This is a genomic window from Roseibium aggregatum (assembly GCF_017309185.1).
Taxonomy (GTDB): domain Bacteria; phylum Pseudomonadota; class Alphaproteobacteria; order Rhizobiales; family Stappiaceae; genus Roseibium; species Roseibium aggregatum_B.
Genome location: NZ_JAEKJZ010000001.1, coordinates 2,489,196 through 2,505,594, shown reverse-complemented (window position 1 = coordinate 2,505,594; position 16,399 = coordinate 2,489,196). Strand labels below are relative to the sequence as shown.

The window sequence follows — 16,399 nt, the reverse complement described above, 5'->3', positions numbered from 1 at the left end:
TTTATTCCTTCAGCACGCGCTTGGCTTTGTGGACGGTGCGCGGCAGGCTGCCGGCCTCCAGCACCTCGACATTGAAACTGACGTTGAGCTTGGCCTTGAGGGCGGATTTCAACGCCTCGCCGAGCCCATTGTCCGAGGGGTTGCTGCGTTCGACCCGCAAGGTGACCGTGCGCAGCATTCCGGTGTTGGGGTCCTTCATGCTGTCGTCGATGACGAGCGCGTATTCGTTGGTCGTGCCGGAATGGGCCCGTACCACATCCTCGACCGCGCTCGGAAACAGGTTCACGCCGCGCACGATCAGCATGTCGTCGGCACGCCCCTGTACGCCGCCGCTCAGGCGGGCATGGGTGCGCCCGTCTGCCGCCATGGAACTGTCGCGCACGACAATATCGCCCGTCCACCAGCGAACCAGCGGACAGGCCTGCTTGTCGAGGTGGGTGAGGACGAGGACACCGGGCGTTCCGTCCGGTACTGGATCGTCGGTGTCAGGATCGAGGACTTCGACATGGATGAAGTCCTCCGCCAGCGTCGGACCAAGCTGCGCCGCCGTATCCCAGCCGATCGGCTGGCATTCCAGTGCGCCGTAGCAGTCGAACATCCTGGCGCCCCAGTATCCCTCGATCCGTTCGCGGGTACCTGGAATGCTCGCACCGGGCTCCCCGCCGACACAGACCATCTCGACCGATGAAGAAGCGAGGTCGACGCCCCGGCGCAGCGCCGCTTCGGCAATATGGGCCATGAAGGAGGGGGTGCCGATCACGCAGCGGGGCCGGTATTCCAGAATCGTGTCGATCTGCCGTTCGGTATCGACCGACCCGCCGGGGATGACCAGCGCGCCGACCCTCTGGGCGGCCATTGTCGCGCCGAGGCCGCCGACGAACCAGGAATAGCCGAACATGCAGTGAAAGACATCGCTGCGCCTTAGCCCCTGGGCGTAGAGATAGCGGGCGTAGAGATCGGCCCAGCGGTTGATGTCGTGATCCGTCCAAAGAACTGGAGCGGGCCGGGCTGTCGTGCCGGAAGAATAGTGCACGCGCACCGCGTCGGCGATGTCGACCGCCCGGAAGGTCCCGAACGGCGGGTCTTCGGCGAGCCCCTTGACGTAATCGGCCTTGCGCGAGAGCGGGAGGTTCCGGATTTCCTCTAGGGACCTGAAGTCGCGCGGATCGAACCCGCAGTCGGCGAACACCTTGCTGTAGTGTGCGCTTCTCTCGGCCACGCTTGCGAGCTGGCGCTTGAGTGCGTCGGTCTGGAATGCTTCGATCCGGTCCCGCGACCAGGTTTCAACCTCATCCCAGATAGTTTCAGAATAGGGCGTGCTAGCCCTTTCCGTCATTCCCATCCTGTCCTCCCTTGCGGATGCCGCGCATGGCGAAATCGACCAGCGCGTCCGACATGACCTTGATGCTTTCGGGGTCCTGCAGCTTTCGGGGGCGGTACCAGACCATCACCCAGTTGAGCGCTCCGAAGAACGGTTTCGTCAAAAGACGGGGCGGGAGATCGACGAAGACTCCCTCGCGGGTTCCCTGGTCGATGACCTCCGCGAAAATTTCCTCGTACTCGTCGCGCAGCTTGTTGATCTCCCGGATCTCGTGGACATAGCGAAAGCCCGAAGACTCGAAGAGATACCGCTCCAGAGCCTGGACGGTGACCTTCTGGACCGGCATATCGTGGATCAGCAAAGACAGGTGCGCCTCTGCCATGCGGCGCAGCCGTACATCGACGGGATCCGTGGAGCGGGCGATGGGTTCCACCAGTTGCGTCAGCCGGTTCATCGCGGTGCGCTGAACGTCGAAAAAGATCTCGGCCTTGCTTCCGAAGTAGTGATAGACGCGCCCCTTGGTCGCCCCCATCTTGGCGGCTATGGCGTCGATCGAAGTCGCCGTGAAACCGAGGTCCATGAACAGTTCCGCCGCCGCCTGGATGATTTCCTCCTTGGCCGCGAAGGCGGTCTCGCTGGTTTCTTCGGTCTTGTTTTTCACGTGGCTTCCCCGTCTGTCAGCTCGCTGCACCGCGCAGCAACTCATCGGCCTCTTTACGTACAGCACGGGACAAGACAAGGCGCTGGATTTCTGACGTACCTTCGTAGATTTCCAAAATCCTCTGGTCGCGGTACAGCCGCTCGGCGAGGTTCGGCTTGCAGTATCCGAAGCCACCCCAGATCTGGATGGCGGCATCCGCGGCCCGGTGGGAAACTTCCGATGTGTACAGCTTGGCCATTGCGCCAATATTCGCGACATCCTCGCCAGCGTCGTAGGCGCGGGCCGCTTCATAGAGCATCAGCCGGGCAGCCGAGATCTCGGTGGCGGCGTCGGCGAGACGGAAACCCAGTCCCTGGTTCTCGATGATCGGCTGGCCGAAGGCATGGCGATCAACCGCGCGGCTGGCGCCGGTCCGGTAGGCGGCGATTGCCAGGCCAATGGACTGGGCGGACACCATGATGCGCCCGACATTCAGTGTCTGCAGGGCGAGGCGCAGAGCGCGGCCCTCATCACCGACCATGGCCTCGTTCGGGACCCATGTGTCGAGCTTGAGGTTCGAGGTCTGGGTGCCGCGAATGCCCATCTTTTCGGACAGTTCATCGATGGTCGCACCGTCCTGCTCCTTGTCGACCATGAAGGCGGTGATGCCGCGTCCGCCCGCCTCGGGATCGGTTTTCGCGAAGACCACGTAATAGCGTGAGGCTCCACCATTGCCGATCCAGTATTTCTCGCCCGTGATGCGCCAGCCGTTACCGTCTCGCGTCGCCGTCGTCGTGATCGCGGCGGCATCGGAACCGGTCGACCGTTCGGAGAGGGCAAAACTGGTGGCGGTTCCGCGAGCCATTTCGCCGAGATACTTTTGTTTTTGCGCCTCGGTTCCGCCAAGCAGGACCGGAAAGGCACCGAGTTGGCAGGCGCAGAGAATGGCGGCTGTCGAGGCACACCCCGTGGCGACGGTTTCAACCGCTGCCACCGTTGCGCTCAATGGCGCACCGCTTCCACCATAGGTCTTGGGGATGAAGATCCCTGCCAGTCCGCTTTTAACGAGGGCCTCGACGCTTTCCCATGGGTAGCGCTGATCGCGGTCGAGTTCGTCGGCAAGGGGAGCGAATTTTTCATCCGTCAGCCGCAAGGCGAGATCGCGCCATGTGGTGGCTTCATCGTCGAGTTTGGGTTGCCAGATCACGGACATGTATTTTTCTCCAGGTGAGCGGATCAGGAATTGGCTGCGGAGCGTCGCCTGGCGAGCAGACGATAGGTATCGATGGCGACACCGCTGAGACCGCGAGGAAGGAAGGAGAGGACGGCGATCAGCACGCCACCCAGGATGATGCGGTCGTAGTAACCGCCCAGCGACAGGAATTTCTCCTGCAGGAGGATCAGGGAGACGCCGATGAGCGGAGCGGCGAGCATCCGGCGTCCGATCAGCACGACGGCCGTCAGCATCAAGATCAGGAAATACATGTCCAGAACGTCGGCGCTGATATAGGCGCGCTGATAGGCGTAGAGCCAGCCGGCGGTTGCCGTGATGGGTGCTGAAACCATGAACACCAGCATGCGGATCCGCTGCGGATCGATACCGGACATGGTGGCGAGCTTGGGGTTCAGGTGAATGGTCATCGCCTCGAGCCCAAGGCGCGAACGGCGGAACGAACTGACGAGGTAGATCGTCAGCACCAGGAATAGCCAGGCAACCGGCCAGAGCGCCCGGTCCGTCCTTGCGGCATAGCCAAAGAGCTGGAAGACGGGAATTCCGGCAATGCCGTCCGAGCCGCCCAGAAAGCTCCAGTTGGCGGCGAGCGTCATGCCGACAACCGTCACCGCGTAGGTTACCAGCGAAAAGACGAATTCGCGCAGTCTCAGCGTGACCAGTCCGATCAGCAGAGCGACCGCCAGGGAAGCGACAATGGTCAGGATCAGTGCCGAAGCCGGATCCAGTCCCCAACGCGCCGAAGCCAGCGCAGTCGTGTAGGCGCCGGTCGCAAAGAAGACGGGGTGCGCCAGGCTGACTTCGCCAAGGTCGGATACGATAATGTCCAGTCCGTAGGACATGATCGCCAGGATCGCGATGAGAACGAATGCACTGTACACCGCACCGCTTCCGCCAAGCGCCCAGGGCGCGGCAAGCAGGCATAGCAGAGCGGCCCACCAGGCAACCGATTGCAGGGGGTGATGCATTTCAGTGCCCTCCCGGGCGCGTTGCAAGCCCGCCGGGGCGGATGACGAGAACGATGATGAGAACGATGAACATCGCTGCGGTGGAATAGGCGGCGGAAACGTAGGCGCCGAAGAACGCCGTGAAGAGGCCGAGTCCGATCCCTGCCATGTAACTGCCGGCCACGCTGCCGATACCACCGAGAACCACGACGACGAAGGTGATGATGACCTCGTTGAACCCCATCGAGGTCAGGATCGGCGTGCGCGGAGCAACAAGTGAAGCCGCCAGCGCTACGGCGGCCCCTTCGAAAGCGAACACGCCGAGATAGATCTTTTGGATATCGATGCCGGCGAGCGCCGCCAGCTTCGGGTCCTCGGCCACCATACGGATCAAGCGACCGAGTTCGGTTTTCTCGATGACGTACTTCAGGCCGGCGAAAAACACGACGGTGACCAGGATGATGGCGATGTCCTGCCAGGTGATCCAGATGTCGGCAATATAAATGTTGCTCAAGGACAGCGGCGTGTCGAGGATCTGCCCGGTCGATCCGAAGAACAGGGCGGCGGCTCCCTCCAGCACATGGCCGAAGCCGAGCGTGACGATCATCACCGAGACGAGGTCCTGCTTGATCGTCAGCTGGAGCATCGTCCGCTGCATGAGGTAACCGACGGCAACGCCGACCGTCATCGACAACGGAATAGCCACCAGGTAGGGCAGTCCGGTTTTCGCCATGACGAACCAGGTGACGAAAGCCCCCAGCATGTACATCTGGCCATGGCCGAAATTGACCAGCCGCGCCACGCCGAGAAGGACAGTCCAGCCGATGGCGATCAGCGCATAGGCATGTCCGAGGACGAGACCGTTGATAAGTTGCTGGGCGAAATTCATGCGCCGGCTCCCAGATAGGCTTCCGCCAGGCGCGGATCGTCACGCATCTCGTCGGCTGTGCCGGAGGCTACGACATGGCCGCGGTCGAGAAGGACGAGCCGGTCAACGACGCGGATCGCCGCCTTGACGTTCTGTTCCACCAAGAGGACGGACAACCCCTGATCGACGAGTTTGCGGACGGTTTCGAGCACCACCGAAACGAGACGGGGAGCCAGGCCGATCGAGGGTTCGTCCAGAAGAAGCACACGCGGCGCAAGGCGAAGCGCCCGGGCGATGCCGAGCATCTGCCGTTCGCCGCCCGACAACTGCCCGCCGAGGTGCCGGCGCCGTTCGGCCAGGTTCGGAAACAGCTCGTAAATTTCCTGGATCGAATAGATGCGACGGTCACCGGAATGACGCTGATCCGTGCAATGGGCGAGGTTCTCCTCGACCGTCATCGTGGCGAAGACGAGATCGCTTTCGGGAACGAGAAGCAGGCCCTGCCGCACCCGTTCATGCGTCGACAGCGAAGAAATCGCGTGGCCGTTGAGGAAAACCTTGCCGTTGATCCTGGGCGTTCCACGCGACCAGCCGAGCAAGCCGTTGACGAAGGTGGATTTGCCGGCGCCATTGGCACCGACGACGCCCGCCAGCTCACCTTCGGCCAGAATGAAGCTGTTCATATCGAGGGCTCGGTTGCCGGCATAATCGACCGTCAGGCCGCGCACTTCGAGAACCGGCGATCCCGGTTTCGTGCCGAGCGAGGAGGGGGTAGGCTTGCTGCTCATTCGTCGCGTCCCAGATAAGCTTCGAGTACCCTGGGATCTCGCCGTATTTCCTCCGGCGTGCCATAGGCCAGCATGCGGCCTTGATCCAGAATGACGATGCGGTCGGTGACGTTCATGATGAGGTCCATGTGATGTTCGATCACGATCAGCGCCATGCCTTCGGCACGCAGGGCAAGAAGCAGATCCTTGAGCTTCTGCATGTCCTCCCCGCCGAGCCCTGCGGCTGGTTCGTCCAGCATCAGCGTTCGGGCGCCGGTGGCATTGGCGAGGGCAATGGAGAGCATGCGTTGCGTGCCGTAGGGGATTTCAGTCGGGTAGAGGTCGTGAAACTGTTGCGGTACGCCCAGGTGTTCAAGGGCCTTTGCCGCGACCTCGCGGGCTTGCATTGCCCTGCGTCTCGCATGGAATGGCCGAAACACGGTTTCCGCCAGACCGGTCCCGTATTCAGGCTGGATCACGGCGATCATGTTTTCCAGCACGGTGAGATTCTTGAAGAAGGTGTTCTGCTGGAACGCCCGGCGCAAGCCAAGGGCGGCCAGCCGGCTGGCCGGAACCTCCGTCACGTCCTTGCCGTCGATGAACACCTTGCCGCTGTGTGTCAGCATGTTGGTCGTCGCATTGTAGCAAGTGCTCTTTCCGGCGCCGTTGGGGCCGATGATCCCGAGGATCTCCCCGGGGGCAACGCTCCAGGAAACCCCGTCCAGGGCGACGAGCGCCCCGAACGCAACCCGCAGGTTTTCGACCCTCAGCCGGCTTCCGGCGTCAGTGGCAGTGGACATGTCCAGAGGTCCCATCCAACCGGTTCAGTTTGAGGTGCGGACCACAATCTTCTGGTCTTTGACGTCGAAGATGTAATGGTTGGTGTCGAGCTGGCCGTCGGCGGCGAAACTCATGTCGCCAAGAATGGTGTCGGAGAATTCTCCGCCACGGATCCGCGATGCGACCTGGGTCTTGTCCAGGCTGCCAACTTCGTTGGCGGCTTTTGCCCAGACCTGCAGCGCGGCTGCGGCCAGCGCCATGAACTTGTCGGGCGTGTAGTCGTGCAAGTCCTGCGTTTTGGCAATAAAGCGCTGGTTGACAGAATTCGAGGCGAAGGGCTCGACATCCGGGAAATAGATGTCCGCGCCGATCAATCCGTCGCTGGCCTCGCCAGCCACGTCGATGACGCTTGGAGCGACCGTGCCGACAGCGGCGACCAGCTGGCCGGGCAGGCGGCTGCTCTTGGCCTGCCGGATGATGGCGGGCATGCCGAGACCTTCATTGGCGTTGATCGCCACCGTGATGTCCGGATTGGCCGCCTTCACATTGGAGAGCTGCACGCGGAAGTCGGCCTGCTTGAAGGGAAACTTCTCTTCCGCGACCTTCTCGTAGGTGTGCCCCATCTCTTGCAAGGCGCCTTCGATCGAAGCCTGGGCACCATTGCCGTAAGCATCGTTCTCAGTCAGGAACGCAACCCTCTTGGCACCCTGGTCGGCAATGAACTTGGCGATGACCGAGCCGTCCTGGGCGTTGGAGCTGTTGAGGCGGATAGCCAGGGGGTTGCCTTCGCCCGAAAGGATGGCGTCTGCCTTGGCGATGGCGGTGATGTCGAGGACGTCGGCACGCGCAATCACCGGCTGCATGGCCAGCGAAACAGGGCTGTTCCAGCCTTCAATGATGACGCTGACTCCCTCGGAAAGAAGTTCATTGGCACGCGACACCCCGATCGCCGGCGTTGACTCGTCATCGCGGGTGAGCAGTTCGATCTGGCGGCCCAGGACGCCGCCATCCTCGTTGATCATGTGCGCCATTGCGTCGAGTGCCCAGGTCACATGCTGGCCCTGCGGTCCGGCGCCGCCGCTAAGCGGGAAGATGACGCCGACCTTGATCGGCTCGTCAGCCGAGGCCGTTCCCGCGGTCAGCATTGCCGCCAGTGTGATACCTGCCATTCCCAGTTTCTTGATTCCAAATGCCATTCTACTTCCTCCCAGTTTTGGCCTGTCACTTGGACCGATTACAAACGTTCCCGAAAGTCTGGACGGCAGCTGAACCGTCTTTTGGGCCGGTTGAACCGGACTGCTTTCGAGCGATTGTCGCTATCTGCGAAGCTGGAATTGCTTGCTTGAACTCGCTCGCCCGGGCCCGCGGTGTCTGCCCGCGCTGCCCGCATCAGAATTGACGGCGATATCATCGATCATGCGCACCCTCCCATGTGCGTGGCCTTAAAAAAGATACTGATCAGAATGTGCGCTCGTCAAGCGGTATTCTGAGAAAGTCATGTTGCATGGCGCAAAAATGGCATTCCTCGGACTGTGAAAAATATTCCCTATAAACAAAAAAAAGACAGTAAAAACAAGTAAATAATTGATTTTCGATGGCGAACTTATCCAAAGTTTCGAATTTCATGCCAGCCGATTCTGGGTCATTCTATGGATGAAAATTTCAAAATCATATTGCAAAGATACTAATCAGTATGTCAGTGTTTGCGCATGGAGGAGATGTCATGAGTGAGACGGATCCGGCTGCTGCCGGCCTGGTGACGTGCGAAATTGCCGAGGGTGTGGCCTTGCTGCGTCTTGAGCGACCTTCGGTGCGCAATGCACTGAGTCTGCCGTTGCTTGTTCGTCTTGCCGGGCTGATGGTGTCGTGCGATGCGGACCGGGAGGTTCGCTGCATCGTCCTGACAGGCGGTGTGCGCGTCTTTTCCGCGGGGGCGGACGTCGAGATGCTCTCGGGACACAACCCGGCAAGCTACATGGTTTCGGAAAATCGCCAGGCCTTCGACCGGATACGCGAAACACGGAAGCCGGTCGTTGCGGCTGTCGCGGGCTATTGCCTTGGCGGCGGCTGCGAGATTGCCCTTGGTTGCGACTTCGTCGTCGCAGCTGACAATGCCGTCTTCGGACAGCCTGAAATCAATCTCGGCATCATTCCGGGAGCCGGCGGCACCCAACTGTGGGCCCCGCGCGCCGGTTCGGGTGTCCAGGCCCGCGCAGTGCTCGAGGGGGGGCTGGTCGGAGCTTACGAGGCGAGGCGCAGGGGCATTGCCGATTGCGTCGTGCCGGTAGAGGCGTTGATCCCGGCTGCGATGGAAATTGCCGCGGCGCTTGCCGCAAAGGCGCCGCTTGCCGTTCAGGCGGCGAAGTCTGCGATGCGTTTCGGCTGGCGCGCGCCGATGGCTGCTGCGCTCGAGCTGGAGGTCGTGACCATGGCCGGCCTGCTTGCGTCGGAAGACGCTGCCGAAGGTATCGACGCGTTCCTCGCGAAACGCCAGCCCAGTTTTGGCGGACGCTGACATGTCCGAGACGGGATTGGAAATAGTGGAATTGTCCGCGATCGGTTCTGACGAAGAATTTTCGTCTTCGCTTTGCGGATCAATCCGCCGGGTTCACGGCGAGGCGTTGCTCATGACGGGTGGTCTTGACGCACCATTGAGGTCCGGCGCCACCGGATGGATGACCGCAATCGAGAATGCCGATGTGCTGCCCATGGTCGTCGCCGACGGCCCCGTCGGTGAACGCGGTATCGCGTTGCTGCTGTTGGCGGACATGGCCTGGATCGGTCCGGGCGCGCATATCGCGGGCCGGGTGCCGCGGTTGCCTGAACTGGCGCAAATCCGCCTCGGTCCGCTGGCGGCCAGGCGGTTCGCATTCGCCTGCGATCCTCTGGATGCGCTTGTTGAACTGGGCCACTGCCGGCGCGCGGACGATCCGGCAAAGGCCGCGGCGGCCTTCGCGTCATCCTGGACCGGTGGAATTGCCGGACGGCTCCGCCGGGGCTGGCGCGCCGCGCGCGAACTCGCGCCGGACGAGGCAATGACTTTCAGCGCCTGGATGGGGCGCATAGCTGGGGAGATTGAGTGATCATGACCGATCCGCGCTTCGATGGTCCGGGTCCGGATGCTGCCTGGGAGGACCTCCTGGGTCAGGGCGTTTTCGCGGTCCAGTTCTGCGGAAACTGTGGCATAGCCCAGTTTCCACCCGGTGTCGTCTGCCGGCATTGCGGTGGAACGGACCTGGTGTTCCAGGCAGCGTCGGGGGAGGGAACTGTCTACTCGACCACGACGGTCCGAAGCCGCGAAGGCGGTCGCAACGTCGCCGTCGTGCAACTGGCCGAGGGGCCGCGCATGATGAGTCGCGTCGAGGGGGATCCGGAGACCGTGACGATTGGCCTTGCGGTCGTCGCAAGAATTTCGGGCGACGAGACGCCTGTTGTGGTTTTCGACCGGAAGGAACAGGCATGACCGTCCTGCTTCGTGGCAAGATCGCCATCGCGGGAACCGGCAATACGCGTCGCTGGTACGCGCCGGGCCGCAGCGCCTTCGAACAGCTTGCGGAGGCCTCGGTTCTGGCTTTGGAGGATTGCGGGCTCGGCCTGAAGGACGTCGATGCGCTCTATTGTGCCCATTCGACTTCGGGTTTGCCGGTTCTCAACATCGCCGAGCGGCTGGGGCTCGGTCCCAGGTTGCGCCACGCTGACGGGACGATGGTGGGCGGAGCATCCTTCCTGTTCCATCTGAGGTCGGCGATGTCGGCGCTGGCTGCAGGCCAGTGCGACGTGGCGCTGGTCTGTTACGGATCGAACCAGGCGAGCGCCGGGGGCAAGCTGGTTCCGATGCCGGATCCTCAGCCTTATGAGGAGCCCTACGGCGCGCGCTATCCGCTGTCGAGCTACGCGCTCGCCGCAGCGCGGCACATGCATGAATACGGCACAACGCGTGAGCATCTGGCCCATGTCGCGCTGGCCGCCCGCCAATGGTCCAAACTCAATCCGGATGCCCGGGAACGCGGCGATCTTTCGCTCGACGAGGTCCTGTCCGCGCGGATGATTTCCGATCCTCTGACCAAGGCCGACTCTTGCCTGGTGACCGACGGGGGCGCGGCTGTGGTCCTGACACGCGCCGACATGGCCAGGGACTTGAAACGCATGCCGGTGCATGTTCTCGGCACCGGCATTGCGGTCAGTCACCGGCAGATCGCGGCGATGCCCGATCTTGCCCGCAGCGCCGCGCATCAATCCGGTGCTGCCGCTCTACAGGCGGCCGGGGTGTCGCTGACCGATATTGATCACGTAATGGTCTACGACGCCTTCACGATATGCACCTTGCTGTTTCTGGAAGATCTTGGTTTTTGCGCCAAGGGCGAGGGCGGCCCCTTTGTCGCGTCCGGCGCGATCTCGCCGGGTGGCAGCCTGCCCGTCAATACCAACGGCGGCGGTCTCTCCTGCAATCACCCGGGCATGTACGGCCTGTTCACCTTGATCGAGTCGGTGGAGCAATTGCGAGGGACCGCAGGTGCACGTCAGATCGAGGGTGCGAAGATCTCGCTCGCCCATGCCAACGGCGGCGTGCTGTCCAGCCAGGCCACGGCAATCCTAGGCACACCGGACACTGTCTGAAATCGGAGTTGAAAGAACATGAGTGGAATTCTCGAGGGCAAAGTCGCGATCGTGACCGGGGCGGGACAAGGTGTCGGCAAGGCGATTGCCGAGGGGCTCGCGGGCGAGGGCGCCCGTGTCGTCGTCAACGACATCGGCGTCTCGCTGACCGGAGAGGCGGAGAACGCGTCGGCGGCGGACGAGGTGGCCACCGGTATCCGCCAGACCGGTGGAGAAGCCGTTGGCTGCGCGGAATCGGTGTCCGAATGGGAAACGGCACAGAAGATCGTGGCGTGCGCCCTCGACAATTTCGGACGTGTGGATCTCGTCGTGAACAATGCCGGCATTTTGCGGGACGCCATTTTTCACAAGATGGAGCCGGACCAGTTCCGCGCGGTCCTGGATGTACATCTGTTCGGCAGCTTCCATCTGAGCCGGGCAGCGGCGCCTCATTTCAAGGCACAGGAAAGCGGTTCTGTCGTTCACATGACGTCGACTGCCGGGTTGATCGGCAATTTCGGTCAGGCCAACTACATGGCCGCCAAGATGGGGATTGTCGGGCTTTCCCGCGCCATCGCGATGGACATGCAGCGCTTCAAGGTCCGCTCGAACTGCATCGCGCCGTTCGCCTGGAGCCGGATGGTCAGCTCGATCCCCACCGAGACCGAGGCCGACCGGGACCGCGTGGCGAAGCTCAAGCGCATGACGCCGGAAAAGATTGCCCCTCTGGTGGCCTTTCTCGGCTCGGATGCCGCCGCAGGCGTTTCTGGGCAGATCTTCTCGGTCCGCAACAACGAGATCTATCTGTTCAACCAGCCACGTCCGATCCGCAGTATCCATCGCGGCGAGGGCTGGACAGCCGGCAACCTGGCGGAAGTCCTGCCTGGGGCTTTCGGACCGAGCCTGACGCCCCTTGAACGTTCCGCAGACGTCATATCCTGGGATCCCGTCTGATGGCACTCGATCCGAAGGCGCTCATGGCGCTGGAGATCCCGGCGGTGCGGCGTGCCTATGACTGGCGCGATTGCGCAATCTATGCACTGGGCCTCGGCTACGGTGAGGATCCGCTGGATCAGGGCCAGCTTCGCTACGTGGTGGAAACCGGACAACAGGCCATGCCCGCCATGGTCAATGTGCTCGGCCACGACGGATCCTGGATGAAGCGGCCGGAGACAGGCATCGACTACCTGCGCGTCGTGCATGGCGAGCAGGAGATGCGCCTGCACCGGCCTCTGCCGGTCTCGGGCGAGATTGTCGCTCGAACCGTTATCGAGGAGGTCGTCGACAAGGGGGAGGCCAAAGGGGCTCTTGTCACCGCGCGAAGGGAAGTGTCGGACGCCATGACAGGTGACCTTGTCGCAACGGTCTGGATGACGATCTTTTGCCGGGGCGTCGGTGGTTTCTGCGGCAATCCGGACAGTTCCCGGACCCCGCATCCGCTGCCCGAGGGCGCGCCCGCCAAAACGGTGAGCGTTGCGACATCGCCGCAAAGCGCTCTGATCTATCGCCTTTCCGGTGACTACAATCTGCTTCACGCGGACCCGGAGGTGGCCGCCAAGGCGGGCTTCGACAGACCCATTCTTCATGGCCTCGCCACTTTCGGCATCGTCTGCCGCATGCTGATGGCGGAGTTCTGCGGGGCCGATGGAACCCGGGTTGCCGGTCTTCAAGGCCGTTTCTCCGCTCCGGTCTATCCCGGAGAGATCATTACAATCGACATCTGGCCCGAAGCGCCCGGCCGGGCAGCCTATCGCGCGCGCGCAGGCGAACGCGATGTGCTCAGGAACGGACGTTTCGACTATCATCCCTAGGAGCTTCCGATGGACTTCACCCTAAGCGACGATCAGCGGCAACTGCGCGAAACGGCGCGTAAATTCGCCGGCAACGAACTGCCGAAACTGGCCGACGAGATCGATGACACGGGGCACCCCGTGAACGAGGCCTGGCTTGAGCGCTACGCCGAGATGGGCTTTCTGGGCGTCAATACGCGCGAGGAACATGGCGGCCTCGGGCTGCCGCATCTCGACGCCTATCTTGCGATGGAGGAATTCGCCCGTGTTTCCGTCGGCGTTGCCTTTCCCGTGTTCGAGTGCTGCGCGGGTCCCGTGCGTATTGTCGAGGCCCTCGGTCACCCGGATCTTGCCGCGCGTGTTGTTCCACTGGCCGTGCAAGGCAAGATGCTGGTCGCGATTTCCATGTCCGAACCGGATGCCGGAACGGCCCTGACCGATCTGCGCACGACCGCCCGGCTGGACGGCGACGACATCGTGCTGAACGGCACCAAGCGCTGGTGCTCGGGGGCCGGCCATTCACAAGGCTATGTGGTCTTCTGCCGTTTCGACGGCATTGCGGGCGCCAAGGGCATTGGGGCTGTTTTCGTCGATCGCGATACCCCCGGTGTGAGCTTCGGGCCTCAGGAACGGCTCATGGGCTTCAGGGGCGTACCGTCCGCGGACATCATGCTCGACGAGGTTCGCGTGCCGCGTGAACATCTCCTCGTCGGGGCTGGCGGCTTTTCCGAACTGATGGGCTTCTTCAACATCGAGCGCCTCGGCAACGCGACCATGTCTCTCGGTGTGGCGGCGGGCGCGCTCGAACAGGTGACAACCTATGTTCAGGAGCGTAGCCAGTTCGGCCGGGCCATCGTCGACTTCCAGGCCGTGCAGATGCGGCTTGCCGAGATGGCGATCAAGGTCGAGGCCGCCCGCTTGATGATCCACCGCGCGGCGGCCAATGCCGGCACCGGACTGCCGAATTCGACCGAGGCGGCAATGGCCAAGTGTTTCGCCAACGAGATCACGCGCGAAGTCAGCACCACGGCGATGCAGTTGATGGGCGGCTACGGCTACGCCCGCGAATACGGAATGGAACGGCGCGTCCGGGACAGTTTCGGCTGGGGCATTGCCGGTGGTTCGATCGACATTCAAAAGGTTAATATCGCCGCCGGCCTTGTCGGCAGGCGCTTCAACCAGCGGGCCTGATCCGGTGACCGGCCATGTACTCATAGCCGGAGCTTCCGGCGTAATCGGGCAGGCGGCGTGCGCCGAGTTCGCCTCCAGGGGCTGGCGCGTGACGGCGCTGTCGCGCCGCCGCCCGGCGGTCAGCGCTGCCTTCACGCATCTTGCCGTCGACCTGACGGACCCAGCGGCATGTGTAGCCGCCCTCGCCACCGTCGGGCCGGTGACGCACGTCGTCTATGCCGCGCTCTACGAGGAGCCGGACCTGGTTGCCGGGTGGCGGTCGCAGGCCCAGATGCGGACGAACCTCGCCATGCTGCGCAATCTCCTGGAGCCCTTGCTGGAGCGTGGCGACCGTCCGCACGTCTCGCTGTTTCAGGGCACAAAGGCCTACGGGGTCCACATCCGTCCCTTTCCCGTGCCGGCGCGCGAGCGGTGGCCGCGCCACGACCACGCCAACTTCTACTGGCTGCAGGAAGATTTCATTCGCGATAAGTCCGCGGAGCACCGGCTGACATTCACCATCTTTCGGCCGCAGGTGGTGTTCGGGGAAGCGGTCGGCGTGGCCATGAATATCGTTCCCGTCATTGGGGCGTGGGCTGTCATGCGCGCCGCCGAAGGGTTGCCATTCGGTTTTCCCGGCGGCCCGCCGTACATTCTGGAGGCGGTCGACGCCCGGCTAATCGCCCGTGCTCTGGTGTGGGCCGCTTCAAGCGAACGGGCGCGCGGCGAGACATTCAACATCACGAATGGCGATGTCTTTGTCTGGCACAATGTCTGGCCCGTCATAGCCGAGTCGCTGGGGGGCGCGAACGCCCCGCCGGAGCGCGTCGTTCTGGCCAAGGACATGCCCGCCAGGGCGGATCTCTGGCGCAAGCTTGCCGGCAGGTTCCGCCTCGCCGAGCCAGCGCTCGATGCGCTGATCGGCCATTCGCATCATTATGCGGACTTCACCTTCGCGACCCACGCCCGCAAGGATCCGGCGCCTGCCATAGTCAGTACCATCAAGTTGCGGCAGGCGGGGTTCTGCGACTGCGTCGACACAGAGGACATGTTCCGCGCCCATATCGCGGCGCTGCAGGACGCCAATATCCTGCCCGCGAGTGAGGTCGTGGCCAGGATCGCGGCCGCGGGCAGCAATCAGGAGACAAACGCATGAGCCAACGCTGGAAGAACCGGCCCGAAGGATCGAATTGGGGCGACTTCGGTCTCGATGATCAGGTCGGGCGCATGAATCTCGTCACGCCCGAGGCGCGGCTGCGGGGGGCTCGGGAAATCCGTGAAGGGCTGTCGTTCTGCCTCAGCCTGCCCCTCGATTACCCCGGAGGCAACGCGCTGATGCCCTACCGCAGGGAGCCGGTCTTTCACTATGAACGGCGCGGCGAGGGGCATAATTACAACTTCCGCCTCAGCAGCGTCTCTTCGTGCTATTGCGACGTCGTCTCCGACGATGCCGTGACGCTCTACACCCAGTATTCCACGCAATGGGACGCGCTCGCCCATGTCGGCCAGTTGTTCGACGCCGACGGCGACGGTGTGCCCGAGAAAGTCTACTACAACGGATTTCGTGCCGGTGAAGACATCAGCGGGCCGGATGAAACCGCTGGACCGGGCGGCGCACAGGCGCTCGGCATCGAGAACCTGGCGCGAACAGGTGTTCAGGGGCGTGGCGTGCTGATTGATCTTGAAAGCCGCTACGGGCGCGAGCGGGCGATCGTCGGCTACGATGATCTCATGTCGGCCTTCGACGACCAGAAGGCCGAAATCCATTCCGGCGACTTCCTTTGCCTTTACACCGGTTTCGCGGACCTCGTCCTGTCGATGAACAAGCAGCCGGATGGCGACGTCCTGGCAAGGTCCTGTCCGGTCCTCGACGGGCGCGACCCGAAATTGCTCAACTGGGTCACAGACAGCGGGCTGGTCGCAATCTGCGCCGACAATTTTGCGGTCGAGGCCTATCCCGCACGCATGATCGAGGGGGAGAGTTTCCCCGGATTGCCGCTCCACAACCACTGTCTTTTCAAGCTGGGGATTCACCTCGGTGAACTTTGGTACTTCCGCGAACTTGCGGACTGGCTCAGGCGGAACGACCGCTCCGGCTTCTTCCTGACCGCGCCGCCGCTACGGCTTCCACGCGCCGTCGGCTCGCCGCTGACCCCGGTTGCAACCGTTTAGGCAGACTTTGATTTTCTTTCAGGCTTTCGATTTGTCTGCCGGACGGGATTGGTGGCACTGCGACCCGTAGCCGGAACTTGCGCCTTATGGGCAGCATGGTTTCCATGAGCCGGGGTG

The 16,399-nt window shown here is 62.8% G+C and carries 17 protein-coding genes; 9 read left to right on the top strand and 8 right to left on the bottom strand.

The window, feature by feature from the left end:
* Position 1: 1 nt before the first annotated feature.
* From JF539_RS10870 to JF539_RS10835, 8 genes are read right to left on the bottom strand one after another with little or no spacing between them, the layout of a single operon-like run.
* Positions 2 to 1,336, bottom strand: a complete 1,335-nt coding sequence (locus tag JF539_RS10870) for a phenylacetate--CoA ligase family protein (protein ID WP_207140407.1) — start codon at positions 1,334 to 1,336, stop codon at positions 2 to 4.
* Complete coding sequence (locus JF539_RS10865; protein WP_207140406.1) at positions 1,320 to 1,982, bottom strand: TetR/AcrR family transcriptional regulator; 663 nt, start codon at positions 1,980 to 1,982, stop codon at positions 1,320 to 1,322. The genes JF539_RS10870 and JF539_RS10865 overlap by 17 nt, the downstream gene beginning before the upstream one ends.
* Before the next feature lie 16 nt (positions 1,983 to 1,998).
* A complete protein-coding gene (locus JF539_RS10860) occupies positions 1,999 to 3,174 on the bottom strand; it encodes an acyl-CoA dehydrogenase family protein (RefSeq protein ID WP_207140405.1) in 1,176 nt (391 codons plus the stop codon).
* Between the two features lie 23 nt (positions 3,175 to 3,197).
* Positions 3,198 to 4,160: a branched-chain amino acid ABC transporter permease gene (locus tag JF539_RS10855; RefSeq protein WP_207140404.1), complete on the bottom strand. Its 963-nt coding sequence runs from the start codon at positions 4,158 to 4,160 to the stop codon at positions 3,198 to 3,200.
* A gap of 1 nt (position 4,161) precedes the next feature.
* Positions 4,162 to 5,028: a branched-chain amino acid ABC transporter permease gene (locus tag JF539_RS10850; protein ID WP_207140403.1), complete on the bottom strand. Its 867-nt coding sequence runs from the start codon at positions 5,026 to 5,028 to the stop codon at positions 4,162 to 4,164.
* Positions 5,025 to 5,795 (bottom strand): ABC transporter ATP-binding protein, encoded by a 771-nt coding sequence (locus JF539_RS10845; protein WP_207140402.1) that lies wholly within the window; start codon positions 5,793 to 5,795, stop codon positions 5,025 to 5,027. The genes JF539_RS10850 and JF539_RS10845 overlap by 4 nt, the downstream gene beginning before the upstream one ends.
* The gene (locus JF539_RS10840) at positions 5,792 to 6,574 is read right to left on the bottom strand and encodes an ABC transporter ATP-binding protein (RefSeq protein ID WP_207140401.1); all 783 of its coding nucleotides are present in this window, start codon (positions 6,572 to 6,574) and stop codon (positions 5,792 to 5,794) included. The genes JF539_RS10845 and JF539_RS10840 overlap by 4 nt, the downstream gene beginning before the upstream one ends.
* Positions 6,575 to 6,598: 24 nt before the next feature.
* Positions 6,599 to 7,750: an ABC transporter substrate-binding protein gene (locus JF539_RS10835; RefSeq protein WP_207140400.1), complete on the bottom strand. Its 1,152-nt coding sequence runs from the start codon at positions 7,748 to 7,750 to the stop codon at positions 6,599 to 6,601.
* A 527-nt stretch (positions 7,751 to 8,277) separates the two neighbouring features.
* Between JF539_RS10835 and JF539_RS10830 the strand changes: the two genes are divergently transcribed.
* From JF539_RS10830 to JF539_RS10790, 9 genes are read left to right on the top strand one after another with little or no spacing between them, the layout of a single operon-like run.
* Complete coding sequence (locus JF539_RS10830) at positions 8,278 to 9,069, top strand: enoyl-CoA hydratase/isomerase family protein (protein ID WP_207140399.1); 792 nt, start codon at positions 8,278 to 8,280, stop codon at positions 9,067 to 9,069.
* Between the two features lies 1 nt (position 9,070).
* Complete coding sequence (locus JF539_RS10825; protein WP_207140398.1) at positions 9,071 to 9,637, top strand: hypothetical protein; 567 nt, start codon at positions 9,071 to 9,073, stop codon at positions 9,635 to 9,637.
* A gap of 2 nt (positions 9,638 to 9,639) precedes the next feature.
* Complete coding sequence (locus tag JF539_RS10820; protein WP_207140397.1) at positions 9,640 to 10,017, top strand: Zn-ribbon domain-containing OB-fold protein; 378 nt, start codon at positions 9,640 to 9,642, stop codon at positions 10,015 to 10,017.
* Positions 10,014 to 11,171, top strand: a complete 1,158-nt coding sequence (locus tag JF539_RS10815) for an acetyl-CoA acetyltransferase (RefSeq protein WP_207140396.1) — start codon at positions 10,014 to 10,016, stop codon at positions 11,169 to 11,171. Before JF539_RS10820 ends, JF539_RS10815 begins: the two co-directional genes overlap by 4 nt.
* A gap of 18 nt (positions 11,172 to 11,189) precedes the next feature.
* On the top strand, positions 11,190 to 12,104 hold the full coding sequence (locus tag JF539_RS10810; RefSeq protein ID WP_207140395.1) for an SDR family NAD(P)-dependent oxidoreductase: 915 nt from the start codon (positions 11,190 to 11,192) through the stop codon (positions 12,102 to 12,104).
* The gene (locus JF539_RS10805) at positions 12,104 to 12,961 is read left to right on the top strand and encodes a MaoC/PaaZ C-terminal domain-containing protein (protein ID WP_207140394.1); all 858 of its coding nucleotides are present in this window, start codon (positions 12,104 to 12,106) and stop codon (positions 12,959 to 12,961) included. The genes JF539_RS10810 and JF539_RS10805 overlap by 1 nt, the downstream gene beginning before the upstream one ends.
* Positions 12,962 to 12,970: 9 nt before the next feature.
* Complete coding sequence (locus JF539_RS10800; protein WP_207140393.1) at positions 12,971 to 14,131, top strand: acyl-CoA dehydrogenase family protein; 1,161 nt, start codon at positions 12,971 to 12,973, stop codon at positions 14,129 to 14,131.
* 4 nt (positions 14,132 to 14,135) lie between these two features.
* The gene (locus tag JF539_RS10795; RefSeq protein WP_207140392.1) at positions 14,136 to 15,266 is read left to right on the top strand and encodes an NAD-dependent epimerase/dehydratase family protein; all 1,131 of its coding nucleotides are present in this window, start codon (positions 14,136 to 14,138) and stop codon (positions 15,264 to 15,266) included.
* Entirely contained in the window at positions 15,263 to 16,282 is a 1,020-nt protein-coding gene (locus JF539_RS10790; RefSeq protein ID WP_207140391.1) for a cyclase family protein, read from the top strand. Before JF539_RS10795 ends, JF539_RS10790 begins: the two co-directional genes overlap by 4 nt.
* Positions 16,283 to 16,399: the final 117 nt, after the last annotated feature.